Source organism: Flavobacterium aquidurense, assembly GCF_002217195.1.
GTDB classification, from domain to species: Bacteria; Bacteroidota; Bacteroidia; order Flavobacteriales; family Flavobacteriaceae; genus Flavobacterium; species Flavobacterium frigidimaris.
Genome location: NZ_MUGR01000042.1, coordinates 1 through 20,833 on the forward strand (window position 1 = coordinate 1; position 20,833 = coordinate 20,833).

The window sequence follows — 20,833 nt, forward strand, 5'->3', positions numbered from 1 at the left end:
ATGATTACCGTATAATAAAATTAGAAACTGAGGAAAGAATAAACAGGCTCGAAGTAAAATTAACCTCTGGAATTAAAGGTACTGCAAACGTGGAACCCCTACTGAATAAGGCTATCAGTAATATTTCTCAACTTGCAACATTATACGTAGAAGGAACAACAGCAAGGAAAAGAAAGATTATAGGTTCGATTTTTCCTGAAAAACTCACTTTTGAAAATAATCAGGTTCGAACCACCAGAATTAATGAAGGATTGAGGCTAATGCTCTTATTTTACAAGGGCTTAGACAATAAAAAAAAAGGGACAAATCAGAAAAATTCTGATTTGTCCCAAGAGGTGACTTAGAAGGAGCGAATATGAACCTTTTACTTGAAGATTTAAAAATTTTAGCCGACTCATTTGAGGATATTTTGTGATATAATGTTTTAAAAAATAACTAATTAAACTTTTCGATAATGATATATCCCCTTACATAAATTTAGTGACTTCTACTTTCAAGATGTCTAAAAAATAATATATATATAAGTTAATTTTAGACTAAAATTATTGTCTTAATTAATACGAAAGATGATTCACAGAAGCTCTTTTTTTTTGGAAGAAATACTTTATTTTTTTTTAGACTCTGTACTAGGTGACTCTTTTTTGAGAAATTTTGAATACCTAAAACAAAGAGATCAGATTGAGAATTTCCACAGTTTAGTGCTCTATACATATAAAAAAAAATACTTAGAGTTTTGTGGCAGATTCGTGGCAGAGGAAGTCATTAATTTTATGCTAGAATTGAGGTCCTATTAAAAATTCCACACGTATTTAGCAGACTTTTTACTAGGATATTTTACTGCTATATCATGCAGTACCCAAACGATATCATACCAGCTAGAAACGTTCTGGCTCTTTGAAGTGGGAGTTAAGAAAATCTAGAGCATCCTCACCGTCGCTAAAAAAATAGAATTTTGTTTGGGTGGGAAAGTTTATCAAGTACTTCTTTTAGTATCTCCTGATCGTCTTGATCATCTTCAATAATGATTATTATGCCTTTTCTGTTCATTTCAATTGAATCTAAGATTATTTTCATGATGAAAATACATTTTTTTTGTAATAAAAACTGCTAAAAGGTTGATATTATAAAATACCTACCAAAGTTTAGGCTCACAACTTTATTAAACTGCTACAGTAAGACTTTCTTTTAGTATAGTTACATAAAGTTTATTGGTTTTCAGATATTGGTATTCACCGTCAATCTGCACATCAATGAATATTTTCTTTGGTACAACAATATTCATTGTATCACATTTTATCATTGTAGCTTTCTTAAAGCTCTCTGTAGTTCCTTTAAGAATGCTGAAAGCAAGATGTAGTTTTCCAAAAAAATTGATTTTTGGAACTATAAAAATATCCAATTTTCCATCGGTAAGACTGGCCCTCGGAGTAAGGCTCATACCGTAGCCCATTTTATTGGAATTGGCAATAAAAAGCAGCATTGGGTTTATCCACATATTCTCACCGTTAATATTCAAAAGAGTTTCTGCCGTGCGGTATTCAAAAGCAGCAACAATAGATGCCCATACATAAGACATCAGCTTTCTTCTTCTGGACTTTTCATATTTTTTAATAATCATACCATCCATAGCGATACCCATATTGCTGAAAAAATAATAATGATTGACCTTTCCTGCATCAATTCGTATGGTCCTGCCTTTGGAAATAATTTCCATAGCCTTATTAATCTGTTTGGGAATCTTCAGGTGCGAGGCCAGTCCGTTACCTGAACCTACCGGGATAATTCCCAGCATGATTTTAGATTTCACCAGACACGAAGCAACCTCATTGACTGTGCCGTCTCCTCCGCAGGCCACAATACAGTAAGGGTCATTTTGCATAGCGGCGGTGGTCAGAGCCATGGCATGTCCCTTATACTGAGTGTATTCCACTACTACATGTTGGTTGGGAAAAAAATTTCTAATCATTTGAACATTTATGTTATGGGTACCGCCGCCCGAAATTGGATTGACGATAAAATGAATATAGAGTGAAGCCATGATTTTAATGTAATAATTTATTGGTAAATAGATAATCCGCGGTCTGGTACCAGGCAATAGTTTCTTCCAGCATATTTTGGTCAATATCTACCGGTGAAAGGCTGTTGTCTTTCTTATCCCATAAATACGCCGACTGCTTTTTCTGGTCTGAGAGTATTACCACCTTATTTTTCTTCATTAAGGTGAGTTTTCTATAAGTACCCACAAGGGCGCGCTGTTCATAATTGGAATTTAAAATATCATTCCCAAAAAAAATGGAGTTATAATTCCAATGCATAAGAGAAAATAAGGTGGGAAAAAAATCAATCTGTGAGCACTGTTTTAGCACTTTGCGATTTTGATCTTCAGGCATGTTGACAATAAATGCCGGAATATGATAGTTGGCTATGTCAATTTCATCCTTACCCGCGCTACTTGCACAATGGTCAGCAATCACTACAAAAATTGTATTTTTGAACCATGGTTTTTCCTTGGCCTTACGGAAAAATTCGCGTAGTGCATAATCGGTGTATTTCACCGCCCCGTTTCTCCCAGTTCCAGAAGGTATATCAATGGTATTATCAGGATAGGTATATGGTCTGTGATTGGAAGTGGTCATCACAAAATTAAAAAAAAGCTCTTTTTTACTGTAATGCAAATCAGCCGTTTTTAGCATCTTGCTATAAATATCACCATCACATATGCCCCATGCATTTTCAAAAGTCACTTCTTTGTCTTCAATGTTGTTGCGGACTGTTTTAATTTTATCACTTAGCACACTTCCTCGGCCACGGTCATAAATGGTAAAGCCATTCCCTCCAAAAAAGGCATTCATATTATCAAAGTATCCGTCCCCTCCATAAAAGAAATTCGTAGCGTATTTCTTTTTTCTGAATACTGATCCAATAGTAAAAAGATCACTGTTTTCCGGTCGCTTGACAATGCTCTGGCCCGGTGTTGGAGGGATACAAAGTGTAACAGCCTCCATTCCCCTTACCGTTCGCGTTCCGGTAGCATACATATCACTAAAAAAAATACTTTCCTGAGCCAGACTGTCCAAAAAAGGTGTAATATTTTCCTTATTGCCGAATTCTTTCATAAATCCTGCGCTGAAACTCTCTACTAATATAAAAACAACATTCTTTCGCTGTTCTTCCTGCCCGCAGCTGTCAATTATTTTACGGCTGACAGAGCGCATGGTTTTCCCACCACTATTTCCACTTCCCTGAAGTTTGCTTCTTACCAGGGCAAATGCCTTATCGTCATCAATAGAACTGTAAAATTGCTTATATTCCATCTGGTTATTGCGAAAGGCAGCAACAAAAGAATAAATTCCTGATTTGGAAATCTCAGAATTATACCGGTTGGCAGACCATTCAGCCATGTCATTGCGCACAAAGCAGGTAAATATCACTGATATTGAAAGTAATAATGAAAACAAAACAAAACGAGATAACGGTGAAGCAGATACTGAAAGCGTATTTGTAAGGGCACCCCTTTTGAGGAAAATAAAGATAAAAAGTCCCGTGATCAAAAGCATGCTGCCAATTAATATGGGCAACGGATATGATTCCTGGATATTGGCCAATACCTCATGGGTATAAATCAGGTAATCCACCGCTATGAAATTAAATTTAGATTTAAACTCGCCCCAGAATATAATCTCTGCAAAAAAGGTAAGCACCAGAATGAATATGGAAAGTGCAGTAAAGAAAAGTATAATTACCGTGTCGGCTAAACTCCCCACCCATCTCGAAGGCATAATCATGTAATAGAATGATGCAGGCAGAATAATAAAGCTTACCGTTCCAAGATCGTAGAATAGTCCGGTAAGGAGTGTTTGGATCAGGTCAGGCAAAACCAAGGATACGTCCTGATATTCAAGTAAAAGAAAAGCAATACGAAGCAGCAGAGAACTGAATATAAACCAAACTGTAAAATGAAGCAGCAGGTCAAATCTGCCAGCGGATTTGAAATTTGTAAACATAGGTACTGAAATTTTGGAACAAACTTCAGTATGAATTTAGAAGATATTTAGAAGATTAGAAATCCAAGCAGAAAAAATGTTGTTTTTCTTCGAATCTGTAGGAGAAATTCCATCCATTAAGAGTAGCAATCCTGCTGACGATAGAAAGACCCAGTCCGCTTCCCTGGGAGCTGGTGCTCGCTTTAGTAAAACGATTAAAAATACGAAGCTGGTCAAGTGGTCCCGATTCACCTGAATTGCTGAAGCACAATGAATCTTCTTTGAGTAGTATACTTATTTCCCCTGCCTCAATATTATGCCTAATAGCATTGTTAAAGAGATTGTTGATTACAATTTCAAGTAAGACAGCATTAGCTGAAACATACAGGACTGCCTGAGGAGTATACCGTATCTCCAGGTTTTTGGCTTGTGCCTGTTCTGTAAAAAAAGGCAGGTGGCGCTCAACAATAGCGTTCACTGTCATACCTTGGGTAATATCAAACTGCTTGCTCTCAAGCCTTGAAAGCAGCAAAAGGTTCTTATTAATTTTGCCGAGCCTGGAAGCGGCTACATTTACATTTTCCAGAATTTCAAACTGACCCTGGGTAATATCATCACGTTGTTGAAGTGTCTGAAGCATTCCCTTAAAAATAGCCAGAGGTGTCTGGAGTTCGTGTGAAGCATTTTCAATAAATTCACTTTGACTTGCATAGATACTTGTATTTTTTTCCATCAGCCTGGATATTGCCGTATTTAACCTTTCGAATTCTTCTATATCAACATTGGGCAGTTCAGGCTGGCTTACTTTATCAATTTCGAAACGCTCCATTTGCTGCAGTGTTGTGTAAAAGGGCTTCCATAAACGGATTGAGAGAAATCTGGTGATGATAAATAAACCCGTCAGCAGCAAAAAGCCAATAATAGCAAAGAGACGGACTATTCCTATTATCAAAGCTTCATCTTTAATTAGATTAATCTTGGCAGAAAAAATATAATTTTTACCAAGAATATTTACTGGAGAATGCAAAACCCTGTAGCGTTCGTAAGTTTCACTCAGGCAGTTGTAATAACTGTGGTAAAAAAAAATATCATTGGCAAGCTGTTCATCGTTATCCCTAATCTTAAGATCACGGTTAAACTCATTCCAGGCAGCAATTTTATCTGGTTTGAGCGCAGGGAGAGAAAGACTTACAAATTCTTTTTTGAGAATTAAAAGTTCCCGGTCTGCATTATTGAGATAAAGCAAAGTCCCGAAGAAGTAAAAAGCGATGCCCGCAATAATTAGCATTGTAATTGAAAATACCATATAGTATTTAAGGGTCTTGACCAGCAGCTTTTTACTCATTTTTCATCGTCCATTTATAACCCATCCCATACATGGTCTTGATGTAATCATCATAACCTGCGTCAACAAGCTTTTTCTTAAGATTTTTTATATGAGCATATACGAAATGATGGTTATCAAGCATATCTGCCATGTCGCCTGAAATATGCTCAGCGATCGTACTCTTGGACAGTACCTTATTTTCATTGGCAACCAGATACAGCAGCAAATCTATTTCCGTTTTAGTAATGTCTATAAAGATGTTTCCTACTTTAACTGTTCTGGCAAGCATGTCTATAGCGATTTCATTGTAAAGGACAATGTTATTTCCATTAAACTGCTTTCTGCGCACCAGTGCTTTGATACGCACCATTAATTCTGCCAGTTCAAAAGGTTTAGTAAGATAGTCATCGGCTCCGCTGTTAAATCCTTCGATCTTATTTTCAAGTGTGATACCATTAGCGGTGATAATAATCACGCCCTCATTTCTATTCTGTTCTCTGAGTGCCAAAAGAAGCTCTAATCCGCTGCCATCAGGAAGTCCCAGATCAAGCACAATACAATCGTACTGATAGTCTGCAATTTTTTCAAGTGCAGATGCTACTTTGTCTACGCATTGGCACAGAATTCCATTGCCAGAGAGATAATCTTTGATGCTTTCGGACAAAAATTGCTCATCCTCAACTAATAAAATTTTCATACTATCACTAAGCTGCTTTAAAAAATCCTACATTACAGCTGATCAACGCAAAGATAAGATATACTTGCAAATATTATTTGTATTTATCTATGTAAAAAAATACCAAATCCTGAAATTTAGTAAGTCGCGACATAAAATAATCGTATATATGGTATTTTAAGATATCAAAGTAACAAACTGTAAAGCACTATTGAAAAAGATAACTTTACGTCTTTTGTATATTGCACTATACTATAATCTTATGCATGAAATATAAATTTTCCATAATTTTATTGGAAGGTTAAAAATAATTATTTACTTTTATTGCGTGAAAATACTAAGCTTTATACTAACTTTCTATCTGCTAAGCCTCTCAGGTATTACCTGCGCTGATACCGAGGCGTATAGTGCTGTTATAAAATCTACTGAGATATCACAATCCAATCATAATGATAGTAATTCACACAAAGGAGAAAGAGACTTATGCTCTCCTTTTTGTAGTTGTGCCTGCTGTGGAATTCAGGTAGTTAACAACTTAAATACCATTTCATTTGATTTCCCCGCTAACATTCAGGAAATTTCTCCTAAGGTATCACAATACCAATCTATCTTAATATCAAGCTTCACTGGAAGCATTTGGCAGCCCCCTCAGATTAATTCATAATATTATTGCGACCCAGGCAACTTCACATTTGTGATGTATTGTCGTATCATAATAGTATCAATTAATTATGTCAAAATGATAAAATCAAAAAAGAAGGCTGTACAGCCTAAAAAACCCTATGCGGTTTTGCGAACAATTATCACTGTTCTGATTTGTCTTTTACTGCTTTTGGGAGTCGGTGCAAGAATTTACCACTTCTTCACTGTACACCGTCCTTAAAAGACCAGGCAAGTTCATCAGTATACTGCACTTAGATCGCAGTGCTCACCCCATTTCCATTTTTTTAGCAATGCCCATTATATGGCATGCTATTAATAATGCAGATAAAACAGGGAGAGAACATCAAAAACCGCTTTTATACATTTAATTTACAACAAGATAATGTTAGATAAAATAATTCATTTTAGTATCAATAATAAGTTTATTATTGGACTATTCACTCTGGTACTTATAGCTGTAGGGAGCTATTCGCTTTACACGCTCCCGATCGACGCATTACCGGATATAACCAACAATCAGGTACAGATTATCACCAGCTCCCCTACACTTGCCACTCAGGAGGTGGAACAATTCATCACTTATCCAATTGAACAGTCTGTAAAATCAATCCCCAGAATGGTTGAACTTCGTTCAATCAGTCGCTTCGGACTGAGTGTCGTGACAGTGGTATTTGAGGAAAACGTTGATATATACTGGGCACGCGCCCAAATTGCAGAAAGAATAAAAGAAGCAGAAAACACAATACCAAAAGGTGTAGGAGTTCCCGAAATGGCTCCCCTTAGTACTGGATTGGGAGAAATTTACCAATACGTGGTATTCCCTAAAAAAGGGTATGAAAACAAATTCAATGCTACTGAATTAAAGACAATTCAGGATTGGATTATCAAGCCCCAGCTTATCGGAACAAAAGGAGTTGCCGAAGTCAACACGCTGGGAGGCGTGCTTAAACAATACGAGATTGCTGTTCAGCCTGACAAGCTCAAAAGCATGAATACCACGATAACGGAAATTTTCGATGCGCTGGAAAACAACAATGAAAATACTGGAGGTGCATATATCGATAAAAAGCCTTATGCCTACTTTATCAGAGGTATCGGTATGGTTAATAATATCGATGACATTAATAAGATCGTAGTGAAAAACCAAAATGGAATTCCTATCCTTATTCGTGATGTAGCCAAGGTTCAGATTGGCGCGGGAATTCGTTACGGAGCTGTTACCAAAGATGGTAAGGGCGAAGAGGTTTCAGGGATGGTGATGATGCTGAAAGGTGAAAACAGCGGTGAGATTGTAAAGATCGTTAAAGAAAGAATGGAGCAGATTAAAAAATCACTCCCTGAAGGCGTAGAAATTGAACCTTTTATGGATAGGACTGTACTGGTAAACAAAGCCATATCAACTGTCGAAAAAAATCTTATAGAAGGTGCCCTTATTGTAATATTCATCCTGGTACTGTTGCTGGGCAACTGGAGGGCCGGACTTGTCGTAGCTTCTGTTATTCCCCTGGCATTGTTGTTTGCAATCACAATGATGAAATTATTTGGTGTAAGCGGTAACCTGATGAGCCTTGGAGCTATAGATTTTGGTCTTATTGTAGATGGTGCCGTTATCATCGTTGAAGCTATTATACATCGACTCCAGGTTAGCAATAAAGGCAAGCTCAATACAGCAGAAATGAACGAAGAAGTATATCAGGCGTCTTCTAAAATCAGAAGCAGTGCCGCCTTTGGGGAAATCATCATTCTTATTGTTTATCTGCCAATTCTTGCCCTTGTCGGCATTGAAGGAAAAATGTTTGGACCTATGGCACAAACGGTTTCTTTTGCGATTCTGGGTGCTTTCATACTCTCACTGACTTATGTTCCAATGATGTCTGCCCTGGCTCTTAAAAAAGAAACCGGGCATAAGAAAAACATTAGTGACAAAATAATCGATTCCATTTACCGCTTCTACAGCCCTTTATTGGAAAAAGCGCTAAAAGTAAGGGCCGCCGTAATAGGCGTAGCGTTGGCTATGTTTGTTGTTGCCCTGCTTGTTTTTAATTCACTGGGAGGTGAATTTATCCCGCAGCTCGATGAGGGAGATATTGCTACACACCTTATTATCGCATCAGGAAGTTCGCTTACACAGGAAATAGAAGCCACCACAAAGGCAGAAAAAATACTGAGAGCTAAATTTCCTGAAATCAAAATGATCGTTACCAAGATTGGTAGCGCTGAAATTCCGACAGATCCGATGCCGATTGAAGCGGGTGATATGATCATTACACTAAAAGATAAAAGTGAATGGACTTCGGCTGAAACCAAAGAGGAATTGATGGAAAAAATGGAAGAGGCCCTTGAGGAGATTCCAGGAGCTTCAACTGAATTTTCACAGCCAATCCAAATGCGTTTCAATGAGCTTATGACTGGAGTACGAAGCGATGTTGCTATTAAAATATTTGGCGAAGATATCGACATGCTCGTTAGCAAAGGTGAAGAAGTTGTGCAGCTTATAAAAGGCGTGAAAGGCGTTGCAGATGCTAAAGCAGAACGCGTTGCGGGTCTGCCACAAATTACAATCCGCTATAACAAAGATAAATTAGCCCTTTATGGCTTGAAAATTGGCGACCTGAATAAAGTAGTCCGTATGGGATTTGCCGGTGAAGTCGCAGGTGTTGTCTACGAAGGGGAAAAACGCTTTGACATGGTTGTGAGACTGGACAACGAAAGCAGAAAGGATATTGACAACTTAAGAACACTTTTCATTACACTGCCATCGGGAAGCCAGATTCCACTGGAGCAGATTGCCGATGTAAATTATGAAGATGGTCCAATGCAGATCTCACGTGAGAACGGCAAAAGAAGAATTGTTGTCGGTTTTAATGTCCGAGGCGGCGATGTGGAAAGCATTGTAAAGGAAATCCAGGCCAAACTTGACGCTAAATTAAAATTACCTGACGGCTATTACACCACCTATGGAGGGTCTTTTGAGAACCTTATCGATGCCAGCAAGCGTCTTTCCATAGCAGTTCCTATTGCGCTTGGACTGATTTTGATTTTACTTTATTTTACTTTCAATTCTATCAAACAGTCACTGCTGATCTTTACAGCCATACCATTATCGGCAATTGGCGGAATTTTTGCCCTGTGGATTCGTGATATGCCCTTTAGTATATCTGCCGGAGTTGGGTTTATTGCGTTATTCGGTGTAGCGGTACTTAATGGTATTGTGCTTATCGGATATTTTAACCAATTAAAAGCGGAAGGCATGCAGGATGTATATGACCGAATTAGGGAAGGAACCAAAGTCAGACTGCGTCCTGTGGTCATGACAGCTGCTGTAGCGTCACTGGGATTTCTTCCAATGGCTATAAGTACCAACGCAGGTGCAGAAGTTCAGAAGCCCCTCGCAACGGTTGTTATTGGAGGACTTATCACAGCAACATTGCTGACTCTAATCGTGCTGCCGATCCTTTATTTGTATTTTGAAAAAGGTATAGGCAAGATTAAAAGTCCCGGAAAAGCGGTTCTTACTGTTTTGGTTTTGACTGTGTGCTCTGTAACAGCAAATGCCCAGGGACCTGTGCAGTCCATGAATTTAGGAACAGCCCTTGACCTTGGTTTGAAAAATAATAAAAGCATACAGGCATCCCAGCTCGATACACAGGCACAGTCACAATTGCAGCGCTCGGCGTGGGATCTTCCCAAAACCGAATTCCTTGGTACTTTCGGGAAAATCAACTCGCAGGCTAATGACAAAAATATTAGTGTAACACAGGGCATCAGCCCATTTCAAATCGGTGCTCGCAAAAAACTGCTGACCGAATACAGCAACGCAAGCCAGACAAGATTAGGTATTACTAAACAGGAAATAAAATACAGTATTCGCCAATCCTGGAACACAATGCTGTATTTTCAAAAGCAAAACCGCATTCTTGAAAAACAGAATGTGATTCTCCAGAAGTTTGTAAAGTCAGCAGCTCTTAAATTCCAGACAGGGGAAACCAACTCTCTGGAAAAATCTATTGCCCTTGCCAAACAGCAGGAACTGGAACAGCGTATTAAGGAAAACAGCACACAGCTGCAGATTGAAGTCTCCAACCTGAAAACCCTTATGAATCTTGACAGCGATTTTATGGCCTCCGATACCACTTTTGTGCAAATACCGTTTGCTGTTGCCGCTGACACTGCTCTTGTGAAACAAAATCCAGCTCTTCAGCTTTCTGAGAATCAGGTAAAAATTGCCCAGGCCAATTATAAAGTTCAAAAGTCTGTGCTGCTTCCTGATTTTTCAGCAGGATACTTTATACAATCGATCAGCGGAAGCCAGGATCTTTACAGCGCGGCCATAGAAGATAACTCGCTGCAGTTCCAAGGCTTCTCAGTGGGAGTTTCACTTCCTGTATTTGCCGGAAGCGGCACTGCCAAATCAAAAGCAGCAAAAACGTTTATAGAGGTGGAAAAAAAGAACTCAGAGTACCTCTATGCTCAGGTAAAAACTCAATTTGAACAATTGACCAAACAGCTCCAGACCTATCAGTCATTGATTGACTTTTACCAGAACACTGCAATTGCGAATGCTAATTCCATAATTCGAAATGCAACAAAGGGATATCAAAACGGCGATATTTCGTATGTCGAATATGTTCAAAGTATTGAAACAGCTTCCACGATACAATTAAACTATAATGATGCTATCAGCAAATACAATCAGACAGTAATTGCAATTCAGTATTTAATAAATCAATAATTTAAGTTATAATGAAAAAATCAAATATAATATATGCAGTAGGTGCTGCTGTAGTAATTGCAATAATCCTTTATTTTACACTTCGCAAGACAGATGCTGAAGTTCCAAAAGAAGAAGCGAAAACCGAAGAAAAGCAGGCTGCAGGAATCAAAGAAGTAGAACTAAATGAAGCTCAGTTCACGGGATCACAAATAGAGCTTGGAGGCTTTTCACAGAAAAACCTAAGTGATGTTATCAACGCTAATGGTTATACAAAACTTCCTCCGCAGAACCAGGCAGATGTATCTGTCTTTACAACCGGAATCGTCAAAAGTATTTCTGTCATAGAGGGGCAGCACGTAAATAAAGGACAGGTTATTGCTACTATTGAAAGTCCTGAATTCGCCAAAATACAAGAAGCGTACCTTACCTCTAAAAGTAATTTAGAGTATCTTAAACTGGAATTTGAAAGACAAAAAACACTAAGCGCTGAGGAAGTTAACTCTAAGAAAGTATTCCAGCAGACCAAATCCAATTATGAAATTGAAAAGGCCAGATTCAGCTCTCTTCAAAGACAGTTATCAACGTTAAACATTAACCCAAATGGAGCTGCAACCTCAACTGTGGCTGTAAAGGCACCTATTTCAGGATTTATAACTGAAATTAATATCAAATTGGGAAGCAACGTTGAAGCGGGAAAACCACTTCTTGGTATTGTAGATAATTCAAAACTGCACGTTGATCTGCTGGTTTATGAAAAAGATCTTCGTAAGGTAAAACCGGGCCAGGATGTACGTTTTATTCTGACCAATCAAGATAACACTGAAATTAAAGGGAAAATTTTCAGTGTGGGAAAATCATTTGAAAATGAAACCAAATCGGTTGCCGTGCATGCGGATATCATCAATGACAAGCAGCAGTTAATTCCCGGAATGTACATCAATGCCCTTATCGACATCGGTATAAAATCTGTCAGCGCCCTTCCTTTGGAAGCTATAGTTAAAGCGGACGGCCGCGAATTTATATTTGTTCTTGAAGAGGGACATAAGGAAGAAGAATCCCACGATGACAAGCAGGGGCACGCTCATGACGATGGAGACAAACACGAAGAGAATGAAGGCAAAACCTACCATTTCCAGCGTATTGAAGTAAAAACAGGTACCTCACAACTGGGATTCATACAAGTAACGCTGCTTCAGAAAATCGATGCTGGCTCCAAAATTGTGACCAAAGGCGCGTATTATATCCAAAGTCATTTATTAAAAAGTGAAGGCGGCGGAGGTCATGACCACTAATAAGATCATAATTATGAAAACTAAAATTTTATTTATTATTTTGATATTAAGCGCTTTAACAGCTTTTTCCTGCAGGAATAATGACCAAAAAATTTCTGCTCACGATGACCAAAAACATGAGCATAAGGATTCAGACCTGCACACACTGGCCTATGAATGCCCAATGAATTGTGAAAAGGGAAAAGTATATAAAGCAAAAGGGAAATGTCCGGTATGCCAAATGAAACTCATCAAAGTAAACGAGGAAAACCATCAGGGGCATAAGCATGATCCTAAAAACCATCAAGGGCATGAACATTAGGTTCCAGTAACCTAAAATTGTTGAAACGGCGCTGGAATAAATCTAAAATACCAGGTACGGCATATAATGTGCCTGGTTTTAAGGATTAAAAAAATTAGTGGTTGGCAATTAATTCGTAATTTACATAGACATGGATATTAATACAGAACTGGTTATACTTCTAAAACTGCTGGTTTCCTTAATTTTAGGATTCTTCATAGGCTTGGATAGGGAAAGGCACGGGCATGATGCCGGGGTAAGGACATACGCAGCTGTATCTATAGGTGCAACACTCTTTACTTCTATTACAGTTCATCTCGCAGCAGACCCAGGTGCCGCCTCAAGGGTAATAGCCAATATTATAACAGGAGTAGGTTTTCTTGGTGCCGGCATTATTTACCGAAACAATCACGGGGAATCTTCACATGGCCTTACAACTGCTGCTACAATCTGGTGCACATCGGCTGTGGGAGTAGCCGTCGGTCTGAACATGTATATAATTGCCGTGGCAAGTGCTGGTGCATTATATTTTTTACTTTCCCTCCATCACCAAAAATGGTATATCAGGTGGAAAAAAAAGATAAAATATGACCATTCAAGTCATAAGGATCTATAAATTATTTGGGATTAGTGATCTGGCTTTCCTAATAATCAATTTTATAAAAACCATAAAAGCTACTACTATGCTAGTTAAAAACAACAAAAGTTCCATAGTGTTTTTCATTAAATCGATTTGGGTTGATCTCGCCGCTATCATAACCTATGCTTTGGTAATCGGTACCCTTGACCATAATACCATACTGCGTGAAATTGCAATACCTCTTCCCATAACCAGCATAATGGGAACAATAGTAGGATTACTGCTTGCTTTTCGTACCGCGCAGTCCTATGACCGCTGGTGGGAAGCTAGAAAAGTATGGGGAGAAATTGTCAATGATTCCAGAACATTAATAAGGCAGATAAAACAGTTCCTGCCAGAGTCTGAACCTGAATTAAAAGAATTGCCCAGAGACAGGTTATCTGGTGTTTTGCTCTATCGGAAAGCCTGAGAAAGATTCCCTTTTCCAAGCGGGTCGGATCTTATCTTGAGCAGCACCATATAAAAGCAAATAATGTTCCCGCTGAGCTTTTGAACAGACATGCGGATCAGCTGGCACTTGTTACAAAAAAATTCGGGCTAAATGACAATAAACAGGTACAGATCGATACTACTATTGCCCGGCTCAACGACGCTATGGGAAAATGCGAAAGAATTAAAAACACCATATTTCCAAAATCCTACAGCTTACTGATCCACTTTCTGATTTATCTTCTTACCTCTATCCTTCCCTTTGGACTTGAAGACAGTTTTCCAGCAATTGAAATTGTTTTGACCATTATTATATCCTCAACGTTTATAGCAGTGGAAAAAACAGCCATCATCATGCAGGACCCTTTTGAGAACAGTCCCACCGATATACCCATGACGGCACTCTGCGCTGTTATAGAAAACAACATAAAGGAAATTTGCAGCGATACAGTCATACCGGCGATTCAAACAGACTCTTACTATTACATTAACTAGTTTATACAATAACCTTGCGGTATTTTCCAATACCGCCCTAAAAAACTACATTATGAGTGAAAACACCCAAAATACGGATTCTCCAAATAGAACTCCTGTTGGAGATCCAAAAGAAAACGAAAAAGTAACAGCTGTCCACAAGGAAGAGCAGCACTCGGATAGCGACGGGCACGACCACGGAGCCGAAGATACTGATTCAGGATGGAAAAGCCACTGGCAGCTTTTGCTGGCCATAGTTATACTTGTGATAATGCTTGTACTTGAATTCGGTTTTAAGTTTGTACCTCCTTTTCCAGCTGACCTAATAATATTTACTGCAGCATATCTCCTTGCCGGATATAATGTCTTATACATGGCTTACAGAAAGGCCATAAGATTTGACTTCTTTAATGAATTTTTCCTAATGAGCGTTGCTACAATTGGCGCCTTTGCCATTGGTTCCTACAGTGAAGGTGTTGCCGTGATGGCATTTTATTCAATAGGGGAATGGTTTCAGGACGCAGCTGTTAACCGCGCGAAAAGAAGCATTAAGGCACTTTTAGACATTAGACCCGATCAGGTTGCTGTTCAGAGGGACGGCGGCTTTGTAGTTGTAGACCCGAAAGAAGTAAAACCCGGTGAAATCATCCAAATAAAGCCTGGAGAGAAAGTAGCCCTAGATGGTGAACTTATTTCTGATAAAGCATCCTTCAATACAGCAGCCCTGACAGGAGAAAGCAAGCCCGATACAAAAAACAAGGGAGAACAGATTTATGCCGGAATGATTAACCTAAATACGGTTGCCGAAATAAAAGTAACTTCGCTTTTTCAGGACAGCAAGCTCAGTAAAATTCTTGAGATGGTTCAGGATGCCACCTCTCGTAAATCCCAGACACAGCTCTTTATAAGCAGATTTGCAAAAATATACACACCTATCGTTTTTGCCCTTGCCGTTGCAGTCTGCTTCGTTCCCTACCTCTTTGTAGACCCTTACGAGTTTAATGTATGGTTCTACAGGGCACTAGTATTTCTTGTGATCAGCTGCCCTTGTGCACTTGTGGTATCAATCCCTTTGGGTTATTTTGGCGGAATAGGACTTGCCTCCCGAAATGGTATTTTGTTTAAAGGTTCCAATTTCCTTGATGTAATGACTGAAATCAATGTAGTGGTAATGGATAAAACCGGAACGCTGACCGAAGGCATCTTTAAAGTTCAGGAAATCAATTCAAAAGATATAGAAAAGGATGAACTCCTTAAATATGCTGCGGCTATTGAAAGCCAGTCCACCCATCCTATTGGGCTTGCCGTGGTAGAACATGCAGGTAAGGACAGTATCAAAAGCATAGCAATTTCCAATGTTGAGGAAATTTCCGGCCATGGTCTTAAAGGAACTATAGATGGTAAAGAGGTACTTGCCGGAAATACCAAGCTGATGAAAAAATTCAACATCGAATATCCAGCTGAGGTTGATACTATTGTATATACTATTTTAGTGATTGCTATTGACAAACAATATAAGGGACACATTACAATTGCTGATAAAATAAAGGAAGATGCCTCCAGAGCCATCAAAGATCTTCATGCTTTAAATATACAAACCGTAATGCTTTCCGGAGACAAACAGACCGTTGTGGATGAAGTTTCCAAAAGTCTGGGAATTGACAATGCTTACGGGGATTTACTCCCGGAAGGAAAGGTGGAAAAAGTAACGGCATTGAAAAACGACGGTAAGAAAATTGCCTTTGTGGGTGATGGTGTCAATGATGCTCCTGTTGTAGCCCTGGCAGATGCAGGTATCGCTATGGGAGGACTTGGCAGCGACGCTACAATTGAAACAGCGGATATCGTGATACAAAATGATCAGCCTTCTAAAATTGTTACAGCCATAAAAATCGGAAAACTGACAAAGAAAATCGTATGGCAGAATATAATCCTTGCAATGGTCGTAAAGGTAATAGTTTTGGCATTAGGAGCCGGAGGTGTTGCTACACTTTGGGAAGCGGTAATCGCTGATGTAGGGGTATCGCTCTTAGCTATCTTAAACGCTGTAAGGATCCAGAGATTAAAAATGTAACAATAGCACCGGCATTACAAAACCAATATTTACAAAGCTGGAAGCTGGAGAGTTATCATTTATATCTATAGAACTACCATCTATATTTTAAAAACAGGTAGCAATCGTCATTCGATTGCTACCTGTTTTTTTTTGTATTTCCAGATACAGCTGATTGAAGAATCCCAGATTTAATTGACGCAAGAATTTACGCCGGCTGCGGAATCTTTTTCCAGTTGATATATCTAAAGCTTTTCTCTACCCGCTTTAATTGGCATAAGATTGCTTATTCCATTTCAGTTAATAAGAGGATCATATACAAATGATGAAATACTCTCAAGGCAGTTTCTCCCCTAGTTGAGGATTAAATTTGTTAGTTAAGCCGCTGGGTTTAGCTAAAGATCAACTGGAAAAGATCCTGTGCTGCACTTACTATCAGAGGGACAGCTGAAATGCTTTATCAGCCAGCATGTCTTATCACATCAAGCTTTTGTATTTTGCGTGATGCCTTTTAGATCTAACCCAAGATTATTTTTGAATCAGTCCTGCAATTATGTTAATGCTAAGAGCTAAAATAATGGTATTAAAGAAAAAAGAAAGCAGTCCATGGAGCAAAGCTATTCTTCGTATATGCCGGGCTGTAATATTAACATCTGATACCTGAAAGGTGGTTCCAAGCACAAAGGAAAAATAACAAAAATCCAGATAGTCAGGAGTATTTTCGTCAGGAAAATCAAGTCCTCCGTATACCTGTCTGCCTTCTTTCTGCTCCCCAACGGCATAGTAAAGATGAGCATATTTGAAAGTAAAAGTGGTATGTACAAGCCACCATGCAAATATGGCTGAGAAGATTGTCAATAAAATATGGGTAGTGAGTTCTGCGCCTTCCATTTTTTCTGAAGTTTTGTAAAATAAAATTATGGCAATCATGCTGATCAGAGAGGCCAGTAAGATTAAAATCATAATGAGTGATCGTCCCGAATCCTGCTTTTCAGCTATTTTGTGAAGTTCTTTGGGATGACATCCAAAAATGGTCATCCAGGATAAAAAAAGAAACATACCTGAGAACGCCAGCCAGGAAGCCATCCAGTGAATAGAGGCCTTCTCCAAATCCCCCAGAATAAAAAAAATGCCAATTCCAGTGCCTATTGAAATATACAGCCTTAGATGGCTGTCAATTTTGGTAATCCAGTTCTTTGTTAATTTCAAAATTTACTATTTTATAATTTATAATTTACGTTAAAATACTCTGTGATCGTTTTTTAAAGCCAAATTTCTACCACTTCATCAGGTTAAATTTATTGACTTAAAAAACAGTACCATTCCATACGGTTATTAGCTGAATTGATCCTGTTTTTATGACTATAATTCTTTAACAGAAGTAAAAGTTGCAGATTAATAATTTGTAACCCTAATTTTGTATATGGTCATGATCAGATTCAGATTTGGGCTTTCAGATTTCGTCAGCCATAAAGCCAATTCCCCTGATGGTTCGCAGTCTTTTGTCATCGGCATTGATACGGAGTTTTTTTCGTACGTTACTCATAAAAACATCAATGATACTTGCGTCATATTCGTAATCTATCCCCCAGACTTCCCGTATAATATCCACTCGTGAACAGACCTCTCCCTTATGCCGTACAAGGTAAGCCAGCAGAAGAAATTCTTTGCGGGTCAGCACTACTTCCCTGTCGGCTTTAAATACTTTGTAACTGCTCATATTTATAATAATATCCGAGAGTCTATATTCACGTTCTGACTTTTTATGTCCTTTTTTTTCGTACACCATGATCCTTGAAAGGAGTTCGGCTCGACCAAATGGCTTTTTTATGTAATCGTTAGCTCCGCACTCCAACCCTATAATGGTATCTTCCAGATAATCTTTTACTGTGAGAAAAATTATTGGTGTATGGATATCAGACACTCTTATTGCCTGGCATACTTCCATACCTGATGCTGATGGAAGTATCCAGCTTACCAGTATAAGATCATAGTTTCGTGTTGTTGCCCGCAGGACTCCCTCCTGTCCATCTTCGGCAGTATGGACAAAATGTCCCTCATCCTCCAGCCCAAGGCGCAAGAAATCTACATTTTTAGGCTGGTCATCAATTATAAGAATATTCATTATCAACTAGGTAATTAACGGTTAGAGATTTGCTTACAATCCTAAATAATAAGATTTATTTTGAAAGGCAGTTTAAATGCATATGCAATTAGTCTGCAGATCTAAAACTAAGCCCAGCCTTTTTAATTAGAAATTCATTTTAATTACTGATATAAGATTGTACAGACGCAAAGCAGAAACAAAATTTCCCCTGCCTTAGGTCAATATATAATTGCAGCATTTAAAAAATACTGAAATTTGACAAATGCCTCCTGAGGCACCTGCAAAAAAAAAATGAAAAGGAATTTGTGGCTATGCTTGAGCGTAACCTATCTGTGGAGGCTGCCATATACAACTAAGGTAATGGGAAGGAAAGGATCCGTACAGGTTGGAAGTACCTGCCTTAAATTGAAAAGTAAAATAGAAAGAAAGTTGACTTACCTCTGTAAGAGCAACAGCTCCTTTACAGCTTGCACACTGGCAAAACGAGCAGCAAACAGCTTTGTGATTATGACTATCGCTGCTTTTTTGAAGAGAAATGCTATACTTCTCAACAGTAGGGGGAAGCTCCACATCTCCACATGGAATTAACAGCAATGTCAGTAGACGTATTGCCAGTAAAATTACAAAAATGGATCTTTGATAGCTCATCATTGTAAAGCTACAAAAAAACAGACACATTGAAAAGTAAATAGTACTTAATACGAATTTTTCGAGAGAGCATCGTGATTAAAAAGGTGTTTTTTATTGATAATAAAACCTCCAAAACAAAAAAACGCCCCCTTATCAATAGACCAAGGGGGCGTTAAAAACATCTTTGGGGATTATTTGTTTTTTTTGTGGTGTTCACCTTCTGGATGGTGTTCTTTCTCTTTGTGATGCTCTTGCTCATCATGGTGCTCAGGATGATTTTTTCCTGCTTCACCTTCGTGGTGTTCTGGATGTGTGTGATGCTCCTTATGCTTGTCGTGTTCAGGGTGGTCATGTCCCTCTTTTTCCTTTGTGCTCATAATAAATAATTTTTAATTAATAAACTTAATACCTTGTTCAAGCGATCTTAATTAGCGCTTAACGATATGTTTATACTAAATTACTGCAATCAAAGTGGTGAATTCTTAGGATTTACTTAAGATTACATGAATAACAAAATATTAAGAATTTATACCTAATTAATTTTCAACCTTTGGCTGTTGTACAAGATTTCAAATTGTAGAAAAAATTCTACCTGGCGAAAAATTAATATCTTTATTTAAGAGTCTCAAAATGAAGTATTCTCAGGATCTAATTGAATCGCTTTACATCTAAAATATATTTCAATAATTTATATATGAGAAGAATTATCAGTTCATTGCTTTTGCTAATATCTTTTACAGTCTCTTCGCAAGGATTCAACGAAAGAGACAGTACCTTTACAGATACGGTTAAAAATATACAATTCAATTATAAACAGCTTATTATTCCTGGTATACTGTTAGGATATGGATTTTGGGGAATTGAAAGCGGACAGATTAAGAGTTTTAATTTTCAGATTCGTAATGAAATTACAGAAAACATAGACAAAAAAGTAACCATTGACGATTTTTCCCGATACGTTCCCGCTGTTTCAGTTTATGCCCTTAATGCATTTGGTGTGAAAGGAAAAAATAATATAAGGGACCGCTCTGTCATTTTAGCCACCTCTACTATTTTTACTTTAGGAAGTGTGATGGCATTAAAATCCATAACCAATATTGAGCGTCCGGATGGAACCACTAAAAATTCTTTCCCTTCCGGTCACGCTGCTATAGCTTTTGCAGGAGCGGAGTTCCTCTATCAGGAATATAAAGATCAATCTGTATGGTATGGTGTGGCGGGCTATGCAATTGCTGCAGGGACAGGATTATTTAGAATGTACAACAACAGGCACTGGCTTACCGATGTAGCAGCTGGAGCAGGAATTGGGATTTTAAGTACCAAAGCAGCATATTGGCTGAATCCATATGTGACCAGAAAAATATTTGGTGAAAAAGAACGCAAATCTACCTCCTTTCTGATGCCCTCATATGACGGAAGGCAATTTAGAATCGCATTTGTAAAATCATTTTAAAATAAGTAATTAAAAGTTTGCCAGCTGCAAATTAAAATGTTGGATACAGCACTTTCTTCGAAAGGAAATTTCTTTTGTTACTACTGTAGAAGTCGACACTTGATTAACTCCA

General features: G+C 38.2%; 17 protein-coding genes and 1 pseudogene. 10 read left to right on the top strand and 8 right to left on the bottom strand.

Translation table 11 applies throughout. From position 1 onward, the window contains the following. Positions 1-344: pseudogene (locus B0A67_RS25045) on the top strand (recombinase family protein); the annotation flags it as partial. Positions 345-1,159: 815 nt separating this feature from the next. Here the strand turns inward: B0A67_RS25045 and B0A67_RS20070 are convergent. Genes B0A67_RS20070 through B0A67_RS20085 form a run of 4 tightly spaced genes read right to left on the bottom strand, consistent with a single transcriptional unit; the run spans position 1,160 to position 6,007 of the window. Then, positions 1,160-2,038 (bottom strand): diacylglycerol/lipid kinase family protein, encoded by an 879-nt coding sequence (locus tag B0A67_RS20070; RefSeq protein ID WP_072965199.1) that lies wholly within the window; start codon positions 2,036-2,038, stop codon positions 1,160-1,162. 4 nt (positions 2,039-2,042) lie between these two features. Further along, positions 2,043-4,004: an LTA synthase family protein gene (locus B0A67_RS20075; RefSeq protein ID WP_072965198.1), complete on the bottom strand. Its 1,962-nt coding sequence runs from the start codon at positions 4,002-4,004 to the stop codon at positions 2,043-2,045. A 55-nt stretch (positions 4,005-4,059) separates the two neighbouring features. Further along, on the bottom strand, positions 4,060-5,328 hold the full coding sequence (locus tag B0A67_RS20080; RefSeq protein WP_072965197.1) for a sensor histidine kinase: 1,269 nt from the start codon (positions 5,326-5,328) through the stop codon (positions 4,060-4,062). Next, positions 5,321-6,007, bottom strand: coding sequence for a response regulator transcription factor (locus B0A67_RS20085; RefSeq protein ID WP_072965196.1), 687 nt, complete (start codon positions 6,005-6,007; stop codon positions 5,321-5,323). The genes B0A67_RS20080 and B0A67_RS20085 overlap by 8 nt, the downstream gene beginning before the upstream one ends. A 307-nt stretch (positions 6,008-6,314) precedes the next feature. On the opposite strand from B0A67_RS20085, the gene B0A67_RS25355 reads away from it, so the two are divergent. From B0A67_RS25355 to B0A67_RS25365, 7 genes are all read left to right on the top strand, one after another. Continuing rightward, positions 6,315-6,650, top strand: coding sequence for a DUF6660 family protein (locus tag B0A67_RS25355; RefSeq protein ID WP_072965195.1), 336 nt, complete (start codon positions 6,315-6,317; stop codon positions 6,648-6,650). Between the two features lie 381 nt (positions 6,651-7,031). Then, a complete protein-coding gene (locus B0A67_RS20095; protein ID WP_072965194.1) occupies positions 7,032-11,381 on the top strand; it encodes a CusA/CzcA family heavy metal efflux RND transporter in 4,350 nt (1,449 codons plus the stop codon). Positions 11,382-11,392: 11 nt separating this feature from the next. Beyond that, positions 11,393-12,655, top strand: coding sequence for an efflux RND transporter periplasmic adaptor subunit (locus B0A67_RS20100; protein WP_072965193.1), 1,263 nt, complete (start codon positions 11,393-11,395; stop codon positions 12,653-12,655). 13 nt (positions 12,656-12,668) lie between these two features. Further along, a complete protein-coding gene (locus B0A67_RS20105; protein WP_123887439.1) occupies positions 12,669-12,956 on the top strand; it encodes a heavy metal-binding domain-containing protein in 288 nt (95 codons plus the stop codon). A 130-nt stretch (positions 12,957-13,086) separates the two neighbouring features. Beyond that, the gene (locus tag B0A67_RS20110) at positions 13,087-13,551 is read left to right on the top strand and encodes an MgtC/SapB family protein (protein WP_072965191.1); all 465 of its coding nucleotides are present in this window, start codon (positions 13,087-13,089) and stop codon (positions 13,549-13,551) included. After that, positions 13,523-13,984: a bestrophin family protein gene (locus B0A67_RS25360; protein WP_317044094.1), complete on the top strand. Its 462-nt coding sequence runs from the start codon at positions 13,523-13,525 to the stop codon at positions 13,982-13,984. The genes B0A67_RS20110 and B0A67_RS25360 overlap by 29 nt, the downstream gene beginning before the upstream one ends. 5 nt (positions 13,985-13,989) lie before the next feature. Further along, positions 13,990-14,499 (top strand): bestrophin family protein, encoded by a 510-nt coding sequence (locus B0A67_RS25365; RefSeq protein WP_317044095.1) that lies wholly within the window; start codon positions 13,990-13,992, stop codon positions 14,497-14,499. A 45-nt stretch (positions 14,500-14,544) separates the two neighbouring features. Here the strand turns inward: B0A67_RS25365 and B0A67_RS25240 are convergent, their stop codons facing one another. Beyond that, on the bottom strand, positions 14,545-14,853 hold the full coding sequence (locus B0A67_RS25240) for a hypothetical protein (protein ID WP_242670994.1): 309 nt from the start codon (positions 14,851-14,853) through the stop codon (positions 14,545-14,547). Between B0A67_RS25240 and B0A67_RS20120 the strand changes: the two genes are divergently transcribed. After that, complete coding sequence (locus B0A67_RS20120) at positions 14,852-16,552, top strand: heavy metal translocating P-type ATPase (RefSeq protein WP_242670995.1); 1,701 nt, start codon at positions 14,852-14,854, stop codon at positions 16,550-16,552. The two genes, B0A67_RS25240 and B0A67_RS20120, sit on opposite strands and share 2 nt — an antisense overlap. Before the next feature lie 507 nt (positions 16,553-17,059). Here B0A67_RS20120 and B0A67_RS20125 read toward each other — a convergent pair. The 3 genes from B0A67_RS20125 to B0A67_RS20140 form a co-directional block, all read right to left on the bottom strand. Beyond that, entirely contained in the window at positions 17,060-17,740 is a 681-nt protein-coding gene (locus B0A67_RS20125; RefSeq protein ID WP_072965189.1) for a DUF1345 domain-containing protein, read from the bottom strand. A 244-nt stretch (positions 17,741-17,984) separates the two neighbouring features. Next, entirely contained in the window at positions 17,985-18,656 is a 672-nt protein-coding gene (locus tag B0A67_RS20130; protein WP_072965188.1) for a response regulator transcription factor, read from the bottom strand. 803 nt (positions 18,657-19,459) lie between these two features. Further along, positions 19,460-19,645, bottom strand: coding sequence for a hypothetical protein (locus tag B0A67_RS20140; protein WP_072965186.1), 186 nt, complete (start codon positions 19,643-19,645; stop codon positions 19,460-19,462). A gap of 317 nt (positions 19,646-19,962) precedes the next feature. On the opposite strand from B0A67_RS20140, the gene B0A67_RS20145 reads away from it, so the two are divergent. Next, positions 19,963-20,721 carry a phosphatase PAP2 family protein gene (locus B0A67_RS20145; RefSeq protein ID WP_072965185.1) on the top strand — a complete coding sequence of 253 codons (759 nt, stop codon included), beginning with the start codon at positions 19,963-19,965 and terminating at the stop codon, positions 20,719-20,721. Positions 20,722-20,833 lie beyond the last annotated feature (112 nt).